The organism is Streptomyces sp. AgN23 (assembly GCF_001598115.1).
In the GTDB taxonomy this organism is placed as follows: Bacteria; Actinomycetota; Actinomycetes; order Streptomycetales; family Streptomycetaceae; genus Streptomyces; species Streptomyces antimycoticus.
Map to the genome: position 1 here is coordinate 2,033,342 of NZ_CP007153.1, position 21,955 is coordinate 2,055,296.

General features: G+C 69.9%; 17 protein-coding genes. 10 read left to right on the forward strand and 7 right to left on the reverse strand.

Annotated features, from left to right (window positions below; translation table 11 throughout):
• Nucleotides 1–71: 71 nt before the first annotated feature.
• The 6 genes from AS97_RS09010 to AS97_RS09035 form a co-directional block, all read right to left on the reverse strand.
• A complete protein-coding gene (locus tag AS97_RS09010; RefSeq protein WP_210564668.1) occupies nucleotides 72–1,076 on the reverse strand; it encodes a PP2C family protein-serine/threonine phosphatase in 1,005 nt (334 codons plus the stop codon).
• A 215-nt stretch (nucleotides 1,077–1,291) separates the two neighbouring features.
• Nucleotides 1,292–1,681, reverse strand: a complete 390-nt coding sequence (locus AS97_RS09015; RefSeq protein WP_059145374.1) for a hypothetical protein — start codon at nucleotides 1,679–1,681, stop codon at nucleotides 1,292–1,294.
• Nucleotides 1,682–1,820: 139 nt separating this feature from the next.
• Nucleotides 1,821–2,933 (reverse strand): helix-turn-helix domain-containing protein, encoded by a 1,113-nt coding sequence (locus AS97_RS09020; protein WP_210564669.1) that lies wholly within the window; start codon nucleotides 2,931–2,933, stop codon nucleotides 1,821–1,823.
• Between the two features lie 28 nt (nucleotides 2,934–2,961).
• Nucleotides 2,962–4,260 carry an ArsB/NhaD family transporter gene (locus tag AS97_RS09025; protein ID WP_210564670.1) on the reverse strand — a complete coding sequence of 433 codons (1,299 nt, stop codon included), beginning with the start codon at nucleotides 4,258–4,260 and terminating at the stop codon, nucleotides 2,962–2,964.
• Complete coding sequence (locus AS97_RS09030) at nucleotides 4,253–4,723, reverse strand: CBS domain-containing protein (protein ID WP_059145377.1); 471 nt, start codon at nucleotides 4,721–4,723, stop codon at nucleotides 4,253–4,255. Before AS97_RS09030 ends, AS97_RS09025 begins: the two co-directional genes overlap by 8 nt.
• A complete protein-coding gene (locus tag AS97_RS09035; protein ID WP_059145378.1) occupies nucleotides 4,710–5,993 on the reverse strand; it encodes a cation:proton antiporter in 1,284 nt (427 codons plus the stop codon). The genes AS97_RS09030 and AS97_RS09035 overlap by 14 nt, the downstream gene beginning before the upstream one ends.
• A 593-nt stretch (nucleotides 5,994–6,586) precedes the next feature.
• Here AS97_RS09035 and AS97_RS09045 point away from each other — a divergent pair.
• The 3 genes from AS97_RS09045 (at nucleotide 6,587) to AS97_RS09055 (ending at nucleotide 9,523) form a co-directional block, all read left to right on the forward strand.
• Nucleotides 6,587–7,345, forward strand: coding sequence for an AraC family transcriptional regulator (locus tag AS97_RS09045; protein ID WP_210567168.1), 759 nt, complete (start codon nucleotides 6,587–6,589; stop codon nucleotides 7,343–7,345).
• A 160-nt stretch (nucleotides 7,346–7,505) separates the two neighbouring features.
• Nucleotides 7,506–8,678, forward strand: a complete 1,173-nt coding sequence (locus AS97_RS09050) for a 4-hydroxybenzoate 3-monooxygenase (protein WP_210564671.1) — start codon at nucleotides 7,506–7,508, stop codon at nucleotides 8,676–8,678.
• A gap of 65 nt (nucleotides 8,679–8,743) precedes the next feature.
• Nucleotides 8,744–9,523: a siderophore-interacting protein gene (locus AS97_RS09055; RefSeq protein ID WP_210564672.1), complete on the forward strand. Its 780-nt coding sequence runs from the start codon at nucleotides 8,744–8,746 to the stop codon at nucleotides 9,521–9,523.
• Nucleotides 9,524–9,788: 265 nt separating this feature from the next.
• On the opposite strand, the gene AS97_RS09060 is transcribed toward AS97_RS09055, so the two are convergent.
• Entirely contained in the window at nucleotides 9,789–11,765 is a 1,977-nt protein-coding gene (locus AS97_RS09060; protein WP_086707870.1) for a helix-turn-helix domain-containing protein, read from the reverse strand.
• A 223-nt stretch (nucleotides 11,766–11,988) separates the two neighbouring features.
• Between AS97_RS09060 and AS97_RS09065 the strand changes: the two genes are divergently transcribed.
• From AS97_RS09065 to AS97_RS09095, 7 genes are all read left to right on the forward strand, one after another.
• Nucleotides 11,989–12,501, forward strand: a complete 513-nt coding sequence (locus tag AS97_RS09065) for an ATP-binding protein (RefSeq protein WP_059145382.1) — start codon at nucleotides 11,989–11,991, stop codon at nucleotides 12,499–12,501.
• A gap of 118 nt (nucleotides 12,502–12,619) precedes the next feature.
• Nucleotides 12,620–13,894: a hydroxymethylglutaryl-CoA reductase, degradative gene (locus tag AS97_RS09070; RefSeq protein ID WP_059145383.1), complete on the forward strand. Its 1,275-nt coding sequence runs from the start codon at nucleotides 12,620–12,622 to the stop codon at nucleotides 13,892–13,894.
• A 50-nt stretch (nucleotides 13,895–13,944) separates the two neighbouring features.
• Nucleotides 13,945–16,005 (forward strand): hydantoinase/oxoprolinase family protein, encoded by a 2,061-nt coding sequence (locus tag AS97_RS09075; RefSeq protein ID WP_059145384.1) that lies wholly within the window; start codon nucleotides 13,945–13,947, stop codon nucleotides 16,003–16,005.
• Between the two features lie 28 nt (nucleotides 16,006–16,033).
• Entirely contained in the window at nucleotides 16,034–18,190 is a 2,157-nt protein-coding gene (locus AS97_RS09080; RefSeq protein WP_210564673.1) for a hydantoinase B/oxoprolinase family protein, read from the forward strand.
• A 36-nt stretch (nucleotides 18,191–18,226) separates the two neighbouring features.
• On the forward strand, nucleotides 18,227–19,489 hold the full coding sequence (locus AS97_RS09085) for a CoA transferase (RefSeq protein WP_197049140.1): 1,263 nt from the start codon (nucleotides 18,227–18,229) through the stop codon (nucleotides 19,487–19,489).
• 1 nt (nucleotide 19,490) lies between these two features.
• On the forward strand, nucleotides 19,491–20,288 hold the full coding sequence (locus AS97_RS09090) for an enoyl-CoA hydratase/isomerase family protein (protein ID WP_125756508.1): 798 nt from the start codon (nucleotides 19,491–19,493) through the stop codon (nucleotides 20,286–20,288).
• Between the two features lie 109 nt (nucleotides 20,289–20,397).
• The gene (locus AS97_RS09095) at nucleotides 20,398–21,348 is read left to right on the forward strand and encodes a hydroxymethylglutaryl-CoA lyase (RefSeq protein WP_059145387.1); all 951 of its coding nucleotides are present in this window, start codon (nucleotides 20,398–20,400) and stop codon (nucleotides 21,346–21,348) included.
• Nucleotides 21,349–21,955 lie beyond the last annotated feature (607 nt).

Consider the following 21,955-nt stretch of genomic DNA (forward strand, 5'->3'; position numbering starts at 1 on the left):
GCCTGCCAGGACGGCAGGCGCGCGCCGGGCGGGCCGAGGGATTCCCCTCTGCCGGGCCGCCCCGTCCATGGTCAGCCGTCGCGATAACGGAGCAGCAGCATGGCGGCGTCGTCCTGTAACGGCCCCTCCGCATGCTCCATCAGGTCCTGCCGCACGGCGGCCAGCGCCGCGTCCGGGTCACGCTGCGCGAGCCCGCCCACCCGCTGTTCCAGCGGATAGAAGTCCCCCGAGGGGTCACGTGCCTCGGTCACCCCGTCGGTGTAGAAGAGCACCTGGTCACCCGGAGCGAAAAGCACGTCGTACGGCTTCGGCCCCGGGGTTCCATGCGCACCCAGTCCGAGCGGCAGCGCCCGCTCCGGCGGCGCCAGATACCGCACTTCCCCATGTGTCCGCACCATCAGCGGTGCGGGATGGCCGAAGTTGAGCAGGGTGACGTAGGCGCCGCCGTCCTGTACCTGGGCCAGCACCGCCGTAACGAACTTCTCCCGGGTCAGATGCCGCTCCAGAGCCCGCTCCAACCGTTCACCGACGGCGGTGAGATCGGGCTCGTCGTACGCCGCTTCCCGGAAGGCGCCCACGACCACCGCCGCGGTCTCCACCGCCTCCAGGCCCTTGCCCTGCACATCCCCCACGATCAGCCGCACCCCCTGCGGCGAGGTCACCACCTCGTACAGGTCACCTCCAATGCGCGCCTCGGCGACAGCGGAGGTGTACGAGACGGCCACCCGAAGCCGCCCGGCGCCGCGCGGCACGGGGCGCAGCAGTACGCGCTGCGCCACCTCCGCGATCGAGCGGACATTGGCCAGCTCGGTCTCGCGCCGCTGCCTGCGCACCGCCGCCGCGAGACCGGCGGCCGTAACGCCCGCGATCGAGAGCAGTGCGGTGAAGCCGCGGCGGGTGCCGTACAACCCGTCGTACGCGCTGAGCACGAGGCACAGGGCGACGGCGACCACTCCTATGGCGACCGTGCGCCGCCATCCACCGGTGAGTCCCGCGAAGGCCGGTCCCAGGGACACCAGTGGCAGAAGACCCACTCCGGGCCCCGTGATGAGATCCGCCGCGGCCACCACCGCCATGACCCCGAACGGCAGGAAAGACAGGAGAAGGGAGTCCTTCGGACCACTTCCTTGAACCAATGAACCCTCCCAAGGGCGTCGCGTTGGCGCGTGCCGCTGCCACCGGGGCAGGACACAGGCCAGGACGGGCCCTTTGACCCTAAGCAAGGAGGGTGGTGGTGACCCTAAGCAAGGAGGGTGGTGGTGACCCTAAGCAAGGAGGGTGGTGGTACGGGTCACATCCGGGACACGACGCGATCGACGCCGCGCCGAGGGCGATCGAGCGGCCCGGCGGGCGGGAAGAGGCGGTGGGTCAGCCGGCGCTGCAGCCTCACACCCGCCCAGCCCGCTCCCGCCACGGCCGGCAGCACGGCGACGCGCAGCCAGTGCCGATCCGTCAGCGCGTCTCCGGCAAGCGCGATGAACCAGGCAGCCAGCGCGATTCCGGTCACGGTCACGGCGGTGCGCCGGGTGCCGACGGTGCCGGGGCGGACTCCGTCTCTCCCGTGAGCCCCGCCGCCGGCCCCGCCGATCCGCGCCACCAGCCGGTACCCGGCCACGACGAGGAGCGTCAGGCCGGACAGGCCCGCCGGACGCTCCTGCGCGGTCCGTGGACACTCAGCCACAGCGCCTCCCCCGATTCCCCCGTCCTGGTGCCGGGCACATCGTGACACCGGAATCACGAGCCGCACATTGCCGGATCCCGGCAATCTTTACGCGTTCCTGACGGCCTGGTAACACCGGAACCGCATGGGCAGGCCACGCCTACAACGGGCTCCCCGGCCACCCCAGCAGCCGGGCCCCCATGGCAGCCGTCTCCAAGGTGAAGCGCTGCAACGCGTCGCCCGGGTCGTAGCCCGTCAGGGCCCTGATGCGCTCCAGCCGGTAGGAGAGCGTGCGGACGCCGACGTTCAGTCGCCGTGCCGCCTCCGCGTTGACGTACCCCGCCGCCGCACACGTGGTGAGCGTCTCCAGGAGCGGGCCGGCCCCGCCCCGGGCCCGCGTGAGCGGGCCGAGCACCGTGCGCACCAGGTCGGCCATGGCCGCCCGGTCGCGCAGAAGCACCGGAAAGACCAGCAGTTCGGCGGCGCGCAGAACAGGGCCGGGCAGCTCCAGACGGTCGGCGAGCTCCAAGGCGCTCAGGGCCTCCTCGTAACTGCTCACCACACCCCCGGCCCCCGGGTGCTCACGGCCGACAGCTACCCGCCCCTCTCCCACGTACTCACTGCCGGGATCGTGCACCCGGCTCACGAAGGCATCCAGGATCGCGCGCTCACGCTCGCCGCTGGCCGCGACGCACACCAGCCGCCCGTCCTTCGTGGTCAGCAGCACATCGTGCTCACCGAACCGGGCGATCAGCTCGCGCTCGACACGCCGTACGACCGGATGCACATCGTCATACCGCTCTTCCCCCTCGGCGACCGCCACCGCGTGGCTCCGCGCCAGCCGCAGCCCGAACCGCTCCGCCCGCTCGGCCAACCGCCCCAAGTCGCTGCGCCCGTAGAGCAGGTCGTCCACGAACTCCCTCCGTGCCGCCTCCTCCTGCCGCACCGCCAGGCGCTGCGCCCGTTCATGGCCCTCACCGAGGGCGCCTACGGCCGTGTCCACGGCGCCCAGCAACGCGTCGACGGTACGGGCCGACGCCGACGCGCCGGACGCCCGGACCGCACCCGGCAGCGACCCCCACAGCCTGCGCGTCTCGCCCAGGTACAGCCCGATGAGCGGCCCAAGTCCGTATCCGGCCTCGGCCGCCCGCTCCCCCAGATCTCGCAGTTCGTCCAGCTCGGGACGGAGCAGCAGGCGGCCGGTCTCGGCGACGTCGGTGAGCATCCGCTCGTACCCGCCGAGGAAGTCCTCAGGTACCCGGGGCTGTCTCATCGGTCCGCTCCCTGTGATCGTCGTAGCGTCAGCTCAAGGCGAAGTACCGCAGCCACAGATATCCGGCGGACAGCACCACCGTCACGGCGGTGACGACCAGGCCGTACCGGGTGAACTGCCAGAAGGAGATGGGCTGGCGGTTGCGTTCGGCGATGCCCAGGACGACCACGTTGGCGGAGGCGCCGATGGCGGTGGCGTTGCCGCCCAGGTCGGCGCCGAGGGCCAGTGCCCACCACAGCACGTGGACGCCGTCGCCGCCGAAGCCGTGGGCGAGGTCGGCGGTGATGGGGGCCATGGTCGCGACGTACGGAATGTTGTCGACTATCCCCGACAGCACCGCCGAGCCGAACAACAGCAGCATCACCGCGCCGAGTTCGCTGCCGCCGGTGGCGTCCGCCAGGGCCCGGGAGATCTCCCCGATGACACCGGTCTCGATGAGCGACCCGACCATGATGAACAGCCCGGCGAAGAACGCCAGCGTCGGCCACTCCACCTCCTTCAGCGCCTCACCCGTCTCCACCTTCGAGACGGCGATGAGCAGCCCGGCGCCGAGCAGGGCGACCACGCTCGGCGCGTAGTGCAGCACTGGATGCGCCACGAACCCGAAGACGACCAGGACCAGGACCCCCAGCCCCTGGTACAGCAGCCGGTGGTCCCGGATGGCCTCCCGCTCCTCGAGCGCCATCACCTCGGCGGCCCGCTCCTCGTCGTACACAAGCGCCTTGCGGAACATCACCCGGCACAGCACCACCAGCACGGCGGTCAGGACCACGGCGATCGGGGCGAGGTGGACGAGGAAATCGTTGAAGGTCAGCCCGCCCCGGCTGGCGATGATGATGTTCGGCGGGTCACCGACGAGCGTCGCGGTGCCGCCGATGTTGGACGCCAGCACCTCCGCGATCAGGAAGGGCGCCGCCGGCAGCGCGAGACGTTCGCACACCAGCAGGGTGACCGGGGCGACCAGCAGGACCGTGGTGACGTTGTCCAGCAGCGCGGAGGCGGACGCGGTGATGACTATCAGCATGGTCATCACGCGGAAGGGCTTGCCGCGGGCGCGTTTGACCGCCCAGATCGCCAGATACTCGAAAAGACCCGTCTGCCGCAGGACCCCGACGATCGCCATCATCCCCAGCAGCAGGAAGATGACGTTCCAGTCGATCCCGGAGCGTTCGTCGAAGAAGGCGGCCTTGTCGTCGGTGGCACCGATCAGGAGCATGACCGCCGCCCCTCCCAGGGCGGCGGCCGTCCGGTGGACACGTTCACTGATGATCGCCACGTAGGCGACGACGAAAACGGCGATCGCCGCCCAACTGTGCCAGTCACTCATGGGGCTCCGCATGTCCGAGGAGTCGATGGAGGAGCTGCGAGGCGGTGATCACCCCGAGCAGATACAGGCCCGCCTTGTCCCGCCTCGCCACCGCCACCAGCGGGCTGCGCGCCTGCGCCATCAGCGCGGCCACCTCCAGCGCCGTGTCGTCGGGGTCGGCGATCGGCGGCCGGGCCGCCTTGTCGGACAGCAGGTCGCCGACCCGGCTGCCACGCAGTGCCTCGCACAGCCGGTCGGCGTGTTTCTCGTCGATGACCGCCGCGAGTGCCGGGTCCTCGATCACATAGGGCGGGACGAGTGCCTTGATCACCTGGGAGGCGGGCAGGATCGCCTTCGGCTCCCCCTCGCGGTCCAGGACCAGCAGCCCCGGCAGTTGGTGCTCGGCCATGAGGCGGGCCGCCTCCAACGCGTCGTCATCGACGCGGACCGACTCGTACGCCACCGCCAGATCACGTGCGCGCATCGTCGTCCTCCTCCACTCGGGACGCCGTCCGGGCTGCCCGGGCGGTCTGCTTCTCCCTGCCCTCATCGTGGCCGTCATCGTCATCGTCCGGGATGCCGACGAGGTCCTCGACGTCGAAGAGACGGGCGACGGGCACGTCCGTACTGCTGTGCGCGGCGATGGAGAACGCGATGCACACCGCGATCAGGGTGTACGCCCGCTCGCCCTGCGGGATGCCGGACTGGAGCACGAGCAGGCCGTACACGACGGAGGCGAAGCCCTTCGGCCCGAACCAGGCCGCCGCCAGCATCTCCCGCCGCGCGAAGCGGGTGCCGATCAGTGAGATCAGCAGCGAGGCCGGGCGGACCAGCACAATGGCCAGCACCACGGCCACGTAGCCGCCCACCGACAGGTCCCCGAACAGCCGAGGCGTCAGCAGCGCGCCGAAGACCAGCAGCGCCGCGAATTTGCTCAGCTCCGCCACGGCCTCGCCCAGTGGCTCGAAGGCACGGCCGGACTCCGGCGAGACGGAGGCGAGCACCGCGCCCGCCGAGAAGGCGGCCAGGTAGGGGTTGGCGTGAGTCAGATGGCAGCCGGCGTAGAGAATCACACCGGTCGCCAGCGGCAACAGGGGCTGGAGCTTCGGCTCGGCACCGAGTACCGGGAACCGCACGAGCGCACTGACCACCAGCGGCAGCACGGCGCCCAGGGCCAGGCCGCCGAGCAGTTCCAGGGCGATCTTCGACAACGACGTCTCCGCCTCGCCCGAGGCCGGACCGGCTACCGCGATCAACACCAGGACGACCGGCAGCGCCAGCCCGTCGTTGATGCCGCTCTCCACGTTCAAAAGCTGCCGCAGCCGAGCCGGAACCTCCTTGCGCCCCACGATCGCCGACGCGAAGACCGGGTCGGTCGGCGCCAGCACCGCGCCCACCAGGAACGACGTCGTCCAGTCCAGCCCCACCAGGAAGTGGGTGATCAGTGCCATCCCCACGAACGCCAGCGGCATGCCCAGGGCGAGCGCACGCGCCGGATTCCGCCAGGCGCCACGCAGCGCCGGGAACGAGACATGCATGCCGTCGGTGAACAGCACCGCGAACAGCGCAAGATCCGCCGTGACCGCCACGATCGGGCTGTCCGCCGTGATGTGAATCAGGCCGAAGGCCCCATCGCCGACGAGCGCGCCCGCCACGAGAAAGAGCAGCGAGGTGGAGAGAATCGAGCGGGCCGCCAGGCCCGAGACCAGGACCACGATGAGAAGCGCCACGCCGAAGACCGCGATGAGCACCATGAATACCGTCCCCGATCGGTGAAGAGAGCAATCCCCTACCGCCGACCAGGCTTCCCGGCACACCGCACGGCACTTTACATCACCCTTACGCTCTCCCTGCGGAACGTTGATGGGATACGGTCTTCCTGCGGCGCTGGTTCGTGCTGTTCTTCATCGACCACGGCACCCGGCGGGTGCACATCGCCGGCACCACCCGACGCCCGACCGGCCCCTGGATCACCCAGCGAGCACGGAACTACCTCATGGACCTCGGCGACCATGCCGAGTCGGTCAAGTTCCTCATCCGGGATCGCGGGGCCTACTTCACCGACAGCTTCGACGCCGTCTTCCAGGCGATCGGCGCCCACGTCCTTCCGACACCGCCCCGGGTACCGCGGATGAACGCCATCGCGGAACGCTGGATCGGATCATGCCGACGCGAGGCAACCGACCGCATCCTGATCACAGGCTCTGCCGTGCGCCAAGACGCCTGCCGCAGCTTCAGGTGGCCGTGCGTCAGCTTCAGGTGGCCGTGCGTCGGTCAAGCGGTAGGATCCTGGGTAATGCCGATAGACCGCCATTCAGCTCTGACTGTCATCCCATCGCACATGCCGATGCACAGCGGAGGCGGCTGGCTGCCGCATGGCTACCACCTCGACTCCCACAGCCACGCCCAGGGGCAGTTGGTGTACGCGGCCGCCGGGGCCCTGGCCACCACGACCGAGCGCGGCACCTGGGTTTCCCCGGCCAACCGAGCGACGTGGACGCCTCCAGGATTCGCCCACTCCCATCGCTTCTACGGTCGCACCGATGTCCGCGTGCTGGCGATTCCAGTCGATCTGTGTGGCGACCTGCTGCCGCATCCCAGCGTCTTCACCGTCCGCCCGCTGTTGCGCGAGGCCGTCCTCGTGCTGACCGATGGTCGGACCGAGGTCCGACCGGGCGCCCACCGGCGCATACTTTCCGTGATTGTGGATGAGCTGTCCGATAACCCGGACCAGTCTCTGCACCTGCCAGAACCCAGAGACGAGCGGCTTCGCACCGTCACTGACCTGCTGCACGCCGACCCCGCCCGGCCTGCGACGCTGACCGAACTGGGCGGTGCCGCAGGAGCCAGCGCCCGTACCCTCAGCCGCCTGTTCCAGGCCGAGCTAGGCATGAGCTTTCACCGCTGGCGGACCACTCTGCGCATCCACCATGCACTGGCCCACCTCACGGATGGCATGTCGGTGACCGACACCGCGGTGATGTGCGGATGGTCCAACCCTTCCAGCTTCATCGACGCCTTCAGCGAGATCGTCGGCCAGACGCCCGGCAGCTACCAGGCCGCCCTGCGCGTCAGCGCGCCGGACGTAGGGAGTCTGCGCACCTAGCGCCCCCAGGTTGGCGGCTTTCCGGTATCTGGTGTCCATTAGCCGGTGGTGAGCGGTGGGCCGGCTGCTCCAAGGTGGGGTCAGTACGCCGCTCAATCCGGGCGGCACTGATACGCGCACAGCGCGGAACCCTGCTATCTGCACGGAGGCTCGAAACACCATGTCCGAGACACGCGAAACTATCCCTGTCGTCATCGTGGGTGCTGGGGTGGCTGGGCTCACACTCGGCAACATCCTCCTGTGCAACGGCATCGACTGCATCGTGCTGGAGAAGCGCAGCCGCGCCTACGTCGACCAGCGTCAGCGGGCCGGCGCCCTCGACCGCTTCGGCATGGACACCTTCCGCCAGTGGGGCCTCGACGGGGTCTTGGAGGGCGACCCCATCACGCACGAAGAGGGTGGCTTCTTCATGGACGGTCAGGCCCTGCCGATCGACATCGAACACGACGAGGACAGCGGAATGTTCATCCCCCAGCACATCCTCGTCCGTAACCTCACCGACGCCTTCCTGGCCGCTGGCGGCGACCTCCGCTACGAGGCCCTCGACGTAACCCTTGCAGACATCAACACTGAACACCCCGCTGTCCACTACCAGGACACCGACGGCACAACACACACGCTGTACTGCGAGTTCATCGCCGGAGCGGACGGCTTCCACGGTGTGAGCCGGGCCTCGATCCCCGCCGACACCCTCACCGAATACTCCCACGAATACGGCTACTCATGGCTCACCGTCTGGGCCACGGCAGCGGCCAGCCCGGCAGGCATGGCAATCCACGAGCGTGGCTTGGGCGGCATGATCCCCCGCGGCGCCGACGCGGCACGCATCTACCTGCAATGCCCGGTCGGCGACACCCCCGAACAGTGGCCCGACGAGCGAATCTGGAGCGAACTGGAGGCGCGCTTCGGAACCCCCGTGACCCGTGGAGAGATCCTCAGCAAGCACATCATCCCGCTGCGCAGCGTGGTCTTCGACCCGATGAGCTACGGCAGGCTCTACCTGCTCGGCGACGCTGCCCACATCGTTCCGCCGATGAGCGCCAAGGGCATCCATCTCGCCCTCCACGACACCGACCTCTTCGCCCACGCCATCATCGCCCGGACCGAAAAGGGCGACTCGAGTCTGCTCGCCAACTACTCCTCGGCTGCCCTGCGCCACGTCTGGAACTACCAGGCATTCGCCGCATGGATCACAGACCTCATGCACAACTCCGGCGACACCTCCTACGAAGGAGAGTTCCGCAAGAAGACCGCCCGCGCGGAAATCGAGCGAATGTTCACCTCTCCCACGGCGAACAAGCTCTTCGACGAGCTCACTGCCGGAACCAACTAGCCCTCACCACTTCGCACTTGTAAGGGCTGTCCGCGCGCTCACAGGTGCACCGACAGCTCTCGCAAATGCGCTCCGCATTCTCCACCAAAGAAGAGAAGAACATGAAGAGCCGCCTAGTGGACCGCCTTCTCCTGCCGGTCCACGTCGACACCGTTGAGCAGTTGGGGCCACGTCTTCGCAGGGTCATCCTCACTGGCTCCGCATTGGCCGGTCTCACCTGGCATCCCGGTCAGCACGTGCGTCTGCAAGTCGCGCCCGCGCCGCCGGCCCTGGACTGGATCGTGGGCACCCTACGCACCTACTCCATATGGGATTTCGATGACCAGGCCATGGAACTTATCGTGTTCGACCACGGTGAGGGGCCTGGAGCGGGCTGGGCCCGCACCGCCCGACCCGGTGACGAGCTGATGCTCCTCAAGCCACAGGGCAACCTCGCCGTGCAGAGCGAGGCTCGTTATCACCTGTTCGCCGGGGACGAGACGGCCCAGGTCTCCTACGGCCCCATGCTGCGCGCACTGCCGGACGATGCCCAGGTCTTCGCCCGCGTGGAGGTCGACAGCCCAGCTGAGCGCATCGACCTGACCCCGAAGCAGCGGCCGGCGGCGCGACCCGGCTGGAATGTGGACTGGACCTACCGTCAGGGGCGCTCCGCCGCCTCCTCACGGTCCCTTGTCGAAGCTGTTCGCAGCCTGCCTCTGCCCGATGAACCGGGAATCGCGTATCTGGCGGGCGAGGCCAGAACCATCCAGCTCATCCGTCGCCACCTCGTCGAGGAGCGCAACTGGCCACGACGCCACGTGCGTACCAAGCCATTCTGGACTCCCGGACGCAAGGGCCTGGACTGACCCCTGCTGAGCGTTTCCGCTGCCCGTGATCACGCGGAAATGCTCGATGGGTGCTGGTTGCGCAAGGCCCTCCTGTGGATCGGCCGGGACCGTGACAGCTGGCCGGAGATGCAGCTGGGCCCGTCGGCCGGCACCAGGTGGCAGCGGCTGCGCCACACCGTGGATCCGAAGACCGGCGAGCACAGGTTCCAGCCGGCCACGAGCCGGCACGTCAAGCACTACATCTGGGGCGGGGTCTGGCAGCTGCCCGGCGGCTCCGCTCCTGTCAGGGATGCCGGAGTGGGTGTGAGGAGCTCCGAAGGGCTTCCGACAGGGTGTGCAGGCGGACCGCCACCGAGACGCGGAAGAACGAGTCCGGGTCCCGCCATGTGTCGCCGAGCAGTTGGGTGATCCTGTCGAGCCGCTGCAGCACGGTGTTGCTGTGCACGCCCATCAGCCGCGCGGTGCGGGCGGGGCTGGCGTTGCAGTCCACGAAGCGGTGGAGGGTGGCGAGCAGATCGGTCCCCCGTTCGGCGTCCCAGCGCCGGACGGGGCCGATGGTGCGATCGATGAACTGCCGCACGCTGGTGGGGTCGTGGGCGAACAGCGTCGTGTACGGCAGGTAGGCGTCGGCCGCGACCGCGGCCGCCTCGATGCCGAGGGCGGTCAGCACCCGGCCGCAATCCCGGGCCGTCGTGAAACGCGCGCTCAGTTCGTCGAGGCTCTCCGCAGGGGACCCGGCCACGGTCAGCACCGCGCCGACCCCCGTCGCGGCACACAGGCGGTCGCGGACGGCCGTCGCCGCGCGCTGCGGATCGCTCTCCGGCACGACGAGTGTGACGACGCCGTCCACTTCGCCCGCCAGGCCGGACGGCGCGGCCACGGCCTGGGTGGCCCGCAGCGCGGCGCGGCGCTGTTCGGGTGCCACCACGGTGATGACGACGGTCCGCAGGTCCTCCGGGCGCAGTCTGCGGGCGCGCAGCCGGGCGGGCAGGCTCGCGCGCCGCCGGGCGTCGGGACTGACGAGGTCACCGAGAAGCTCACCGCGCACATGGTCCTCGGCGTGGAGGACCGCGTCCTGTTTCAGAGTGAGGAGCGCGGTGATCTGTGCGGCGCGCTCGATGGTCCGCTGCTCCACCGCGCCGAGTTCGACCGTGCCGTCGCCGATGAGCAGCCCGCCGAGCATCATCTCTCCGGCGAGCACGGCGACCGCGGTGTGAAACTCGCCGGTCGGCGGGTCCAGCGGAGTGCAGCGCCCGGAGCGCAGGCTGTCGGTGATGGCCGCCCGGACGGCGGGCGGGTCGATCACCGAGGCGGTGCTCCGGTCGTCCGATGCGGCGAGCACGGCGTAGGTCTCGTCGAGGATGACCACGGGCCGCTCCAGTGCCGCTTCCAGAGTCCGCGCGACGTCCGCGGCACCGCCTCCGCGCAGAACCGCGGCGGTCAGCTCCTCGTGCACCCGGCTGGCGCGTTCCATCGCCTCGACGTGGTCGGCCAGCGCGTCATAGGCGCGCTGCGTCTCGGCGGCCGCGTCCCGGGCCTGGGTGAGCAGACGGGCCGATTGCAGTACGACGGCGACGTTGTCGGCGAAGGCCGACAACAGTGAGACCTCTTCCGGGGAGAAGGTGTGCTCGGTGCGATTGGCGGCGAACAGCACTCCCAGGACCCTGCCGCCGGCGATCAGCGGGACGCCGGCGATGGAGACGAGGCCCTCGGCGCGGACGGCGTTGTCGATGCTGTCGTCATGGGGCACGTCGCGCAGTTGCTCGTAACGTGAGGTCCACTGCGGGGCGCGGGACTCGACGATCTTGCTGGCCAGACCGATATGGGGCGGCACCCTCAGCTTCTGGAAGGACGGGGCGACCGCTCCCGCGGTGGAGCGGACCCTCAGCTCATGGGTGGTCTCGTCGAACTCGGACAGATAGGTGACATCGGTCCCGGCCAGGTCGTGGGCGCGCTGTACCAGCCGGGTGATCAGCAGATCCACATCGTGCAGTTCGGCGAGTTCCCGTGCGCTGGAGAACAGAGCGGCCAGTTCCTGTCCGCGCCGGTGCGACCGGGCCATCGCGCCCTGGAGCTCGCGAACCCGGCGGCCCACCTGGGTGGCCGTGGCGGTGTCGAGATGCTCGGTGAGCAGCAGGTCGGTCACGGCGTCGGGCTCGTCCGGGGGTCCTTTCGCGGCGAGATCGAGCAGGGTCAGGACAGCGGTCACCGGGATGTCGGCCCGTGGTGCCGGCCGCTCGGTGTCCTGGGGCGCTCCCATGTCCACCACCTTGTCCGCCCTGTGTGAATCACCCATTAAAAACTTTGCACCGTGTACTGATGGTACATGGGCGCTGTTACACCGCGTATCTAAAGTCTGAGGTGTGACAGCGGCGTCATCCACTGAAGATCTGCTGGTCACAGTGCCGCAACACAGGGGCCCGATGCCCACCTCGACCATAGTGCGACTCTCCGGCGTGACGCCGGACTCTTCACCGCAGGACATGATCGTGATCGATGAACAGCTACTCCAGCCCACCCACCGCCGCCGGTGTGGCGGGGCCGCGTCCCGGCAGCGGTCCGCCATGTGCTCCATGGGCGTGGAGCCCCGGGCGGTTCCCGCTCTGCGGGCCTTCACCCGCGACGTGGCGACACGGTGGGGGGCGCCCGAGGAAACCGTCGACGCACTGCGCGTGATCGCCACGGAACTGGTCACCAACAGCGTGCTGCACAGCGGAAGCCCCGAGGTGAGCCTGCTGCTGACGGTCGACGACTGCGCGGCCTCCGTCGAAGTCAGGGACGCCGGCACCTGGCGGGAACGGTGCCCTGGCACGGGGACGCCCGACCAGATGGTGGACGGGCGGGGGCTGGGCCTGGTCCACGCCTACGCCACAACGTGCCGGGTCCAGCGGGACTCGCAGGGCACGGCCGTCCGTGTCGAGCTGCTGATTCCGCTTCCCGCTCAGCGAGGACAGCGGCGGGAGCCGCCCGGCCGCCGGTCGCCGACCGGGTGTTGAAACGGACGGCTGCGGCGCCCGGCGGCGTCCTGGCCGTCATGCCCCGGGAGCCACGTCGCCGCTCGCCCGCCGCGGGGCCTGTCTCCCCGTGAGCTCGTCACCGAAAGCAGGAGGATCCATGGCAGTCAACAGCAGGCTTTCCGGCGTGAAGGATGTGTCGATCAGTGAGCGCCGCGGCCGTATCGCGCGCGGTGCCGCGGTCGAGCCGGAGAGTCTGGAGGTGCTCGATCCCGAGCGCGGCCTCACCCTTGAGCAGGCCGACCACATGGTCGAGAACGCCATAGGTGTCCTCGGCATCCCGCTGGGCGTGGCCACCAATTTCACCGTCAACGGCCGCGACTATCTGATCCCCATGGCCACCGAGGAGCCATCGGTGATCGCCGCGGCCAGCAACGCCGCCCGTATCGCCCGCGTCACCGGCGGATTCACCACCTCGACCACGGAACCGCTCATGCGGGCACAGATTCAGGTCCTCGGTGTCGCCGATCCGCACACCGCCCGGCTGCGGCTGCTCGAAGCGCGTGAGGAGCTCATCGCGCTGGCCGACGCACAGGACCCTCAGCTCATCCGGTTCGGCGGCGGCGCCCGGGATGTGGATGTGCATCTGGTCGACGCTCCCGGAGGAACCTATGTGGTACTGCACCTGATCGTGGACGTACGCGACGCGATGGGCGCCAATGCCGTCAACACCATGGCCGAGGCGATCGCCGGGCGGGTCGGGGAGATCGCCCGGGGGCGCACGCTGCTGCGAATCCTCAGCAACAAGGCCGACCTGCGGCTGTGCCGGGCACGCGCCGTGTTCGACCTCGACGCGCTCGGAGGGCCGGAGGTGGTCGACGACATCGTGCACGCCGCCGCCCTGGCCGAGGCGGACCCGTACCGCGCCGCCACTCACAACAAGGGGATCATGAACGGCGTCATCGCGGTCGTGCTGGCCACCGGCAATGACACCCGTGCCGTCGAAGCCGGCGCCCACTCGCACGCGAGCGGCCGGTACGGTGGGTACACGTCCCTGTCGCACTTCGAGAAGGACTCCGACGGCAACCTGGTCGGCGCGCTGGAGCTGCCGATGGCGGTCGGCCTGGTCGGCGGAGCCACCAAGGTGCACCCGGTCGCGCAGGCCGCCGTGGCCCTGCTCGGCGTCACCACCGCCCGCGAGCTGGGCGAAGTCATCACCGCTGTCGGCCTGGCGCAGAATCTCGCCGCGGTCCGGGCCCTGGCGACCGAGGGCATCCAGCGCGGCCATATGTCGCTGCACGCCCGCAACGTCGCCGTCACCGCGGGCGCCACCCCTGAGGAACTGCCGCTCGTGGTCGCCCGGCTGATCACCGACCGGGCCGTGCGCGCGGACCACGCCGAAAAAGTCCTCGCCCAGCTGCGCGGCGAGGGCTGATGCCCCGCCTCACCGCCTGCACGTATCCGAGCCAAGGGAGACGCTGAGACATGGCACTACAGGTTGGTATCGACGTCGGTGGCACATTCACCGACGCGGTCGCGGTCCTCGACGGCCGCGCGGTCCGTGGGAAGGCGTTCTCGACGAAGGACGTCACCACCGGCATCCTGGGCGCGCTGGCCGTGCTCCAGGAGCGCGCGGGCATGTCCGAGGAGGAGTTCTACCCGGCCGTCGACCGGTTCGTGCTCGGCAACACGATCGTCACCAACGCGGTCGACGAGCAGAAGTACGCCACGGTGGCGCTCCTCACCACGCAGGGGTTCCGCGACACGATGCGGATCGCCCGGTCGGCGCGGACCGACGAGCGCGACCCGCACAAGATGCTGCCACCGCCCGGCATCGTCGAGCGCGGCCGCGTCATCGAGGTCGCCGAACGCGTCGATGCCCACGGCGAGGTCCTTGTGCCGCTGCGGCAGGAGGTCATCGCCGCCGCGGTGGACTCCGCGCTCGCCACGGACGCGGAGGCCATCGCCGTATGCCTGCTGTGGTCGTTCCGCAACCCCGCCCATGAGCAGGCCATCGGCCGGTATCTGCGGGAGAACCACCCGGACGTCCCGTTCACCCTCTCCAGCGGCCTGACACCGGTCTACCGTGAGTACGAGCGCATGGTCACCACGGCGCTCGACGCCGCGGTCAAACCGCTCGTCGCCTCCCACTTCGACCACCTCGCCGAGGAGCTGCGCGCCCGCGGCCTGCGTACGCGTGTGCAGATCATGCAGGTCCACGGCGGGTTCCTGTCGGTCGAGGAGACCAGCAAGGCGCCGATCTCCATGTTCAACTCCGGGCCGGTCGGCGGGGTCACCGGCGCCCGTCTGCTCGGGCAGCAGCTGGGCAGGCGCCGGGTGCTGACCGCCGACATGGGTGGCACCAGCCTGGATGCCGCCGCGATCATGGATGGTGAGTTCCGGCTGCTCCCGCGGGCCGAGATCGGCGGTCTGCCGACGAGTCTGACCGTCGTCGACATCGAGACGATCGGCGCCGGCGGCGGCAGCGCCGCCTGGGTGGACGGCCGTGGGCTGCTCCGGGTCGGTCCGCACAGCACTGGCTCCACTCCCGGTCCCGCCTGCTACGGCAGGGGCGGAACCCGCCCGGCGGTCACCGACGCCGCGCTCGTGCTCGGCCTGATCAACCCCGGCTACTACCTCGGCGGGACAGTCGAGCTGTACGAGGACCTGGCCCGCGAAGCGCTGCGCGCCCATGTCGCGGAGCCCCTCGGAGTGGCCGAGGACGCCGCGGCCGAGGGGGTGTACCGCCTCGCCACCTCCCAGATGGCGAACGCCCTGCGCAAGATCACCGTCAACCGTGGCCACGACCCGCGGGAGTTCACCCTCGTCGGTTTCGGCGGTGCCTGCGGCCTGTTCGCCGCGAGCATCGCCGCCGAGATCGGCGTGAGCGAACTCGTCATCCCCCGAAACGCCGCGGTGTTCTCGGCCTACGGGCTCATGCACGCCGATTCCGTCTTCTCCGCCGTGCGGACCAGCCCCTGGACGATGCGGCAGCCGGCCGCCGACCTGGACCGCGAGTTCCAGGCCCTGGAGCGGCGCGCGCGGGCGTGGTTCGACGCCGAGGGCATCCCCGAGGACCGGCGGGAGCTCCACCGCGAGGCCGATATGAAGTTCGTCGGCCAGATCTTCGAGGTCACCACACGGCTGAAGGGCGGGACCTTCACCGAGGCGGACAAGGACGAACTGCGCGCGCGGTTCATCGCCGACTACGAGACCGAGTTCGGGGCCGGGACGGCCTGGACCGAGACCGACATCCTGCTGGTCAACTCCCGGGTGCGCGCGGTCGGCCGCAGTGACGTCCAGCAGGTCCGGCAGATCGTGGAGACCGACGGGGAGTGCCATACCCTGCTGCGCCGCACCATCCTCGAACCGGTGACCGGGGCCCGGACCGAGGTGGATGTGCACCGCGGCTTCGCCGCGCTGGCGCGGGCGAAGGGGCCGTGCCTGCTGGAGGAGCCCGACACCACCGTCTACGTACCCACCGGAGCCACGGTGGAGCTGACCGACGCCGGCCACTTCCTCATCCGGCTCCAGCCGTCCGTCTGAACGCCACGGCCCGATCCAGGAGACCCACATGACCGAATCCGCCACCGGCCGCCTTCCCGCCGGGTTCGACCCCGTCACGCTCGAGGTCATCCGTATGCGTCTGGACTCCATCGTCGAGGAGATGGGCATCGCGATGATCCGCTCGTCCGGCTCGCCGGTGATCACCGAGGCCGGCGACTTCAACACCGCGCTGTTCGACCCGACCGGCCGCATCTACGCCTACTCCGACTACGTCCAGTTCCACATCGGCTCCGGCAGCGTCGCCGTCCAGAATCTGGTCCGGGAGATCGCCGGTGAGCCACTCGCCCCCGGCGACGCCTTCATCTGCAACGATCCGCACACCGCCGGGGCGAGCCACCCGCCGGACACCAATGTGATCTCGCCGATCTTCCACGGTGACGAGCTGATCGGGTGGGCGCAGTCGCAGGCCCACCTCGTCGACGTCGGCGGTATGACACCGGGCGGCTTCGCCCCCGGGGCCTATGACTGCTACAGCGAGGCGCTCCGGCTCCCGCCGGGAGTGAAGATCTTCGACAAGGGCGAGCCCGTCGAATGGGTGCGGCGCATCCTGCTCAACAACGTCCGGGTGCCCGCGCTGTTCTGGAACGATGTGCGCTCCCTGGTGGCCAGCAACAACACCGGGATCCAGCGGCTTCTCGCCACGATCGGGGAATTCGGGCTCGACGACTTCCGCGAGTACACGCGGCTCAGCTTCGAGCTGGCGGAGCAGGTGGTCCGTGACCGTGTCGCGAAGATCCCCGACGGAACGTACACGGCCGAGGAGTGGACCGAGCACAACGGCCATGCCGACGAGCTGTACCGCGTCGCCTGTGCCATGACCAAGCGGGGCGAGCAGATCACGTTCGACTTCACCGGATCCAGCGAGCAGACCGACGGCTTCGTCAACTGCAGCTACGGAGCCCTCGTCGGCAGCGTCGCCACGGCGGTCGTGCCCATCCTCGCCTGGGACGTGCCGTTCAACGAGGGCGTCATGACCGCCTTCGAGGTCATCGCCGAGCCGGGCTCCATCGTCAACCCCACTCCCCCGGCCCCGATCAGCAACGGACACCTGACGACCGGTGCCCGCGTCAGCCGGCTGGTCACCAAGCTGATGAACGACGCCTGCCGGGGCAGCGCGGACGAGACCGTCCGCGGCCGCACCCAGGGTGTGTGGGCCGACTCGTGGACCGGCGGCATCTCGGCCGGCACCTCGGACGACGGCGAGTACTTCGTGCTGTTCAACATGGACGGCGGAGGAATGGGGGCGGGAGCCCAGCCGGACACCGACGGCCTGGACTGCGCCGGGATGATGACGCAGGTCAACAACATGCTCCCGGACATCGAGATGAACGAGATGCTCTATCCCGTCCTCTACTTGTGGAAGCGGCTCAACATCGCCAGCGCCGGGCACGGGGCCCACCGCGGCGGCCTGGGACTGGAGTTCGCCTGGACCCTGCACGGCGCGCCCTCCGCCACGCAGACCGTGTTCGCCCCCAGCGCCCAGGTGGTCGCCGACGGATACGGCGGCGGGCTTCCCGGCGGGGGCAGCGGGCACGAGATCCTGCGCCGGTCCAACGTCGCCGGCCTGCTCGCCGCGGGCACGGTGCCCACCGACGACAGCCTCGACTGCGACACGCGGGACCTGCTGGCCATCAACCAGTCCTCGGTGCGGGTCTCGGCCGGCGATGTCTTCGTCCAGTGGATCGCCGGTGGCGGCGGGTACGGAGACCCGCTCCTGCGTGACCCGCGGCGCGTCGCCGAGGATGTCCGGGACGCGTACATCACCGACCACACGGCATCCGCCGTCTACGGGGTGGTGCTCACCGACGGTGCCGTGGACGCCGCCGCGACCGCGCGCACACGCGAGGCGATGCGTGCCGCCCGGATCGGCGGGGAGCCGACCGCGCCGGTCGCCGCCGACGCCGCCGCCGGGGCGTCCGCGCCCCGCCGTGCCGCGGACGGCTGGTACTGCCCGGCCAGCGGCGCCCTCGTCAGCACCAAGGACGACTGGCGGCAGGACGCCATCGTCACCACGCGGGTGGCCGCCGACCGGCTGGGCGAGTACGGCGTCCGGGTACGCCCCCGGGGCGACGGGCAGCGGGTGCTCCTCGATGAGTTCTACAGCCCGCGCTGCGGCACCCTGCTCGACGCACGCATCCGGGTCGAAGCCGCCACCACCCGCTGATTCCACAGCGGTATTCGAAGAAGGAGGTGTGGTCGCGTGACGGAGTTCAACACCGGGTTCGACCTCGCTGCCGTCCTGCCGGGCGGTCCCGCACACGGGGCGCTGCGCGGGGTCGTGGTCCTCGACATCACTCGGGTGGTCGCCGGGCCGTTCTGCTCGATGATGCTCGCGGATCTCGGAGCGACCGTCATCAAGATCGAGAACCCGAAGGACCCGGACTATGCGCGCGAGTTTCCCCCCCTGCTGACATCGCCCGAGGGCGAGGCGTTCAGCGCGTTCTTCGCCCAGTACAACCGGAACAAGCTCGCCATGACCCTGGACCTGTCCCGGCCCGAGGGCAAGGACCTGCTGCGCACGCTCGTCAGCCGCGCGGACGTCCTGGTCGAGAACTTCCGTGGCGGGACCATGGACAAGCTGGGCGTCGGCTACCGCGAGCTGCGGAAGGTCAATCCACGGCTGATCTACACCGCGATCTCCGGCTACGGCCAGACCGGCCCGTACCGGCGCAAGCCCGCGTACGACAACAGCGCGCAGGCCACGGGCGGTCTGTGGTCGATGAACGGCTTCCCCGACCGCCCTCCGGTCCGGGTCGGCACCATCATCGGCGACCTGTCTGCCACGCTCTACGCCGTGATCGGCACGCTCGCCGCGCTGCGGCACGCCGAGCGCACCGGTGAAGGGCAGTTGGTGGACATCTCCCAGCAGGACTCGGTGCTCAGCCTGACCGAGAACGCGGTCGTGTCGCACACCGTCGAGGGCAAGGTGCCGGCTCCGCTCGGCAATGAGCATCCGTTCGTCAAACCCTATGAGCTCTATCCGTGCAGGGACGGCTTCGTCTTCTTCGGTGGCTACACCGACAAGTTCTGGCGGTTGACGTGCGAGATGTTCGGCGAACCCGAACTGGCGGCCGACCCGGAGATCGACACGATGGCCAAGCGGTTCACCCCGGAGGTCTACGAGCGCCGGGTGCGGCCGCTGCTGCACAGGTGGTTCGCCGATCGCGCCAAGCTCGAACTGGAGGAACTCGCCGGCGACCTCGTGCCGCTGAGCGCCATCAAGGACATCGGGGAGGTCATCGCGGATCCCCAGATCCAGGCCCGGGACATGGTCGTCGACGTCGAGTACCCGGACTTCGGTCCACTGCGCATGGTCGGCACACCGGTCAAACTCGACGTCACCCCGGCCCGGCCCCGGGGACTGGCTCCCCGGGTCGGCGAACACACCGACCAGTTGCTGCGCGCCTTCGCGGACCTCTCCGAGGAACACATCCGCGCCCTGCGCGAGTCGGGGGTGGTCTGACATGAGCGGCATCACCCTCGACCGTGACGGACCGGTAGCGCTGATCCGCTTCGACCGGCCGGAGAAACTGAACTCACTGACCCTGGCGATGTACGAGGAGTTGGGAGCGGCATTCGAAGAGGTCCGCGACGATGAGTCGATCGGCGTCGCGGTCCTCACGGGCGCGGGGCACCGTGCCTTCTGCGTCGGCGCCGATCTCACCGAATCGATCCCCGCGCTCGCCGAGGGACGGTTCGACATCTCCCGGTGGGACGGTGCCCATCAGAAACACACCACCTTGTTCAAGCCGGTCATCGCGGCGGTCAACGGACTCTGCCTCGGTGGCGGGTTCGAGATCATGCTCTCCACGGACCTGCGGATCGCCGCCGAGACGGCCGAGTTCGGGCTCCCCGAAAGCGGTGTCGGAGTCGTCCCGGCCGGCGGCACCCTGACGCGGCTGACCCGGCAGATCCCTTACGTCTGGGCCATGGAGCTGATGCTGCTCGGCGACCGGATCACCGCGGCCACCGCCCTGCGGTACGGCCTGCTCAACGCCGTGGTGCCGGCCGACCGGTTGCTCGAGGCGGCGATGGACCGGGCGCACCGGCTCACCGCCCGCAGCGGCACCGCCCTGGAGACGATCAAGGAATCGGTGCTGCGCCTCGGGGACCTCCCACAGGACCAGGCATTCCACTGTGAGGCGCGGTACGGGCAGCGGGCGTTCACCTCCCCGGACGCCCATGAGGGACTGGCCGCGTTCGCCGAACGCCGTCCGCCCGACTTTCCCTCCCGCCGGAGTGTCGGCAAGCCCCCCGTATGACGGATCCACGCGGGAACATCGCCCGCCGGTCCACCGTTGCCGGACGTCCGGCGCCGCGACGCTCCGCGGGCCGCACCCTCCGCCCTTCCCACCGCCTGACGAGGACGCCATGACACCCGAGACCACCTCGTCCACCGAAGCACTGCCCCGCGTCGCCCCCCAGCAGGGCATGCCCGAACAGGTCCGCATCTACGAGGTCGGCCCCCGCGACGGCCTCCAGGCCGAAGCCGTCCGCGTCCCCACCGCCGTCAAGGCCGAGTTCGTCCGGCGGCTCGTCGACGCGGGTCTGACCACCATTGAGGTCACCAGCTTCGTCTCCCCCCGATGGGTACCCCAACTCGACGACGCGCACGAGGTGCTCACCGCCGTGGGCCCCCTCGATGACATCCGCCTCCCGGTGCTCGTTCCCAACGACCGAGGTCTGGAGAGGGCACTGGCCGCCGGCGCCCGGGAGATCGCCGTCTTCGCCAGCGCGACGGAGTCCTTCGCGGAGAACAACCTGGCCCGGGACATGAAGGGGGTGCTGACGATGTTCGAACCCGTCGTGTCCCGGGCCCGCTCCGCGGGTCTGCCGGTGCGCGGCTATGTGTCGATGTGCTTCGGCGACCCCTGGGAGGGCGATGTGGAGCCCCGTGAGGTCGCCTCGGTCGCCCGCAGGCTCCTCGACATGGGCTGTACGTCCCTGTCGCTGGGAGACACGATCGGTACCGGCACCCCCGGCCACGTCCTGGAACTCCTCGACACCGTACGGGGCGCGGGCATCCCCCTGGACCGGACCGCCCTTCACTTCCACGACACCTACGGCCAGGCCCTCGCCAATGTGCATGCCGCGCTGACGGCGGGTGTCACCGAGTTCGACAGCTCGGCCGGCGGCATCGGAGGCTGCCCCTACGCCCGCAGCGCCACCGGCAACCTCGCCACCGAGGACCTGGAGTGGATGTTGCGCGGACTCGGCATCCACACCGGGGTCGACCTGAACGCGCTGGCGGCCACCAGCCGGTGGATGGCCCATCACCTCGGCCGCCCGAGCCCCTCCCGCGTCGTCACCGCCCTCGCCTGATACCCCGCCCGGCGCTCACGCCGACTTTCGGCCGGGACCCGAGGAGGAGGCGCAGTCAGGTACTCGACCTCGGCCGGGGTCCCGTGGTGGTCCAGGTAGTTCGGGAAGGCGGTCGGCGGCCGGGATGAAGGTGCTTCTCCGGTCGGCGGCCGTCGGCTGAGGCGCTCGATGTTTTCTTCACGCCACAGCCCGCCCAGGTGGTCTCCGACCCACATCGCCGTTGTACCGCCCGGGTTGCTCGCTCGCGCCATCTGCACGGTCAGAGAAGGGACTTGCTCACCAGAGCGGGCGTGGAGCGACAACGGGCACCTCGACAACTGCATCGGTACTTGAACAGAGCCGAGCTTCCGGACGGCCTCACCACCGTCGCGCACATAGTCGACGCGGTCGGCATCGACCCCGTCATGTCCGGCCCCCCTGGCGGAGGGGGTACGACTGGAACCGGGCACCGAGCCGTTCGGCGCCAACGTGGGCGCCGAAGAACTGCGTGCGATGCTTTTCCGCTTTCCGGAGTCGGAGCGCGCAAAGAGCATACGGTGCGCGCGGGCCGCCGCCGCGGAGTCGGCGGAGCACACGGCCTGATCGCCCAAACCGAGGCGGTCGGCGG

Bases quoted from the DNA above. Each gene is read 5' to 3' on its own strand.
- AS97_RS09010 (WP_210564668.1), bottom strand. From the start codon at position 1,076: ATGGCGGTGGTGGCCGCGGCGGATCTCATCACGGGGCCCGGAGTGGGT.
- AS97_RS09020 (WP_210564669.1), bottom strand. From the start codon at position 2,933: ATGAGACAGCCCCGGGTACCTGAGGACTTCCTCGGCGGGTACGAGCGG.
- AS97_RS09025 (WP_210564670.1), bottom strand. From the start codon at position 4,260: ATGAGTGACTGGCACAGTTGGGCGGCGATCGCCGTTTTCGTCGTCGCC.
- AS97_RS09030 (WP_059145377.1), bottom strand. From the start codon at position 4,723: ATGCGCGCACGTGATCTGGCGGTGGCGTACGAGTCGGTCCGCGTCGAT.
- AS97_RS09035 (WP_059145378.1), bottom strand. From the start codon at position 5,993: ATGGTGCTCATCGCGGTCTTCGGCGTGGCGCTTCTCATCGTGGTCCTG.
- AS97_RS09045 (WP_210567168.1), top strand. From the start codon at position 6,587: ATGCACAGCGGAGGCGGCTGGCTGCCGCATGGCTACCACCTCGACTCC.
- AS97_RS09050 (WP_210564671.1), top strand. From the start codon at position 7,506: ATGTCCGAGACACGCGAAACTATCCCTGTCGTCATCGTGGGTGCTGGG.
- AS97_RS09055 (WP_210564672.1), top strand. From the start codon at position 8,744: ATGCGCTCCGCATTCTCCACCAAAGAAGAGAAGAACATGAAGAGCCGC.
- AS97_RS09060 (WP_086707870.1), bottom strand. From the start codon at position 11,765: ATGGGAGCGCCCCAGGACACCGAGCGGCCGGCACCACGGGCCGACATC.
- AS97_RS09065 (WP_059145382.1), top strand. From the start codon at position 11,989: ATGATCGTGATCGATGAACAGCTACTCCAGCCCACCCACCGCCGCCGG.
- AS97_RS09070 (WP_059145383.1), top strand. From the start codon at position 12,620: ATGGCAGTCAACAGCAGGCTTTCCGGCGTGAAGGATGTGTCGATCAGT.
- AS97_RS09075 (WP_059145384.1), top strand. From the start codon at position 13,945: ATGGCACTACAGGTTGGTATCGACGTCGGTGGCACATTCACCGACGCG.
- AS97_RS09080 (WP_210564673.1), top strand. From the start codon at position 16,034: ATGACCGAATCCGCCACCGGCCGCCTTCCCGCCGGGTTCGACCCCGTC.
- AS97_RS09090 (WP_125756508.1), top strand. From the start codon at position 19,491: ATGAGCGGCATCACCCTCGACCGTGACGGACCGGTAGCGCTGATCCGC.
- AS97_RS09095 (WP_059145387.1), top strand. From the start codon at position 20,398: ATGACACCCGAGACCACCTCGTCCACCGAAGCACTGCCCCGCGTCGCC.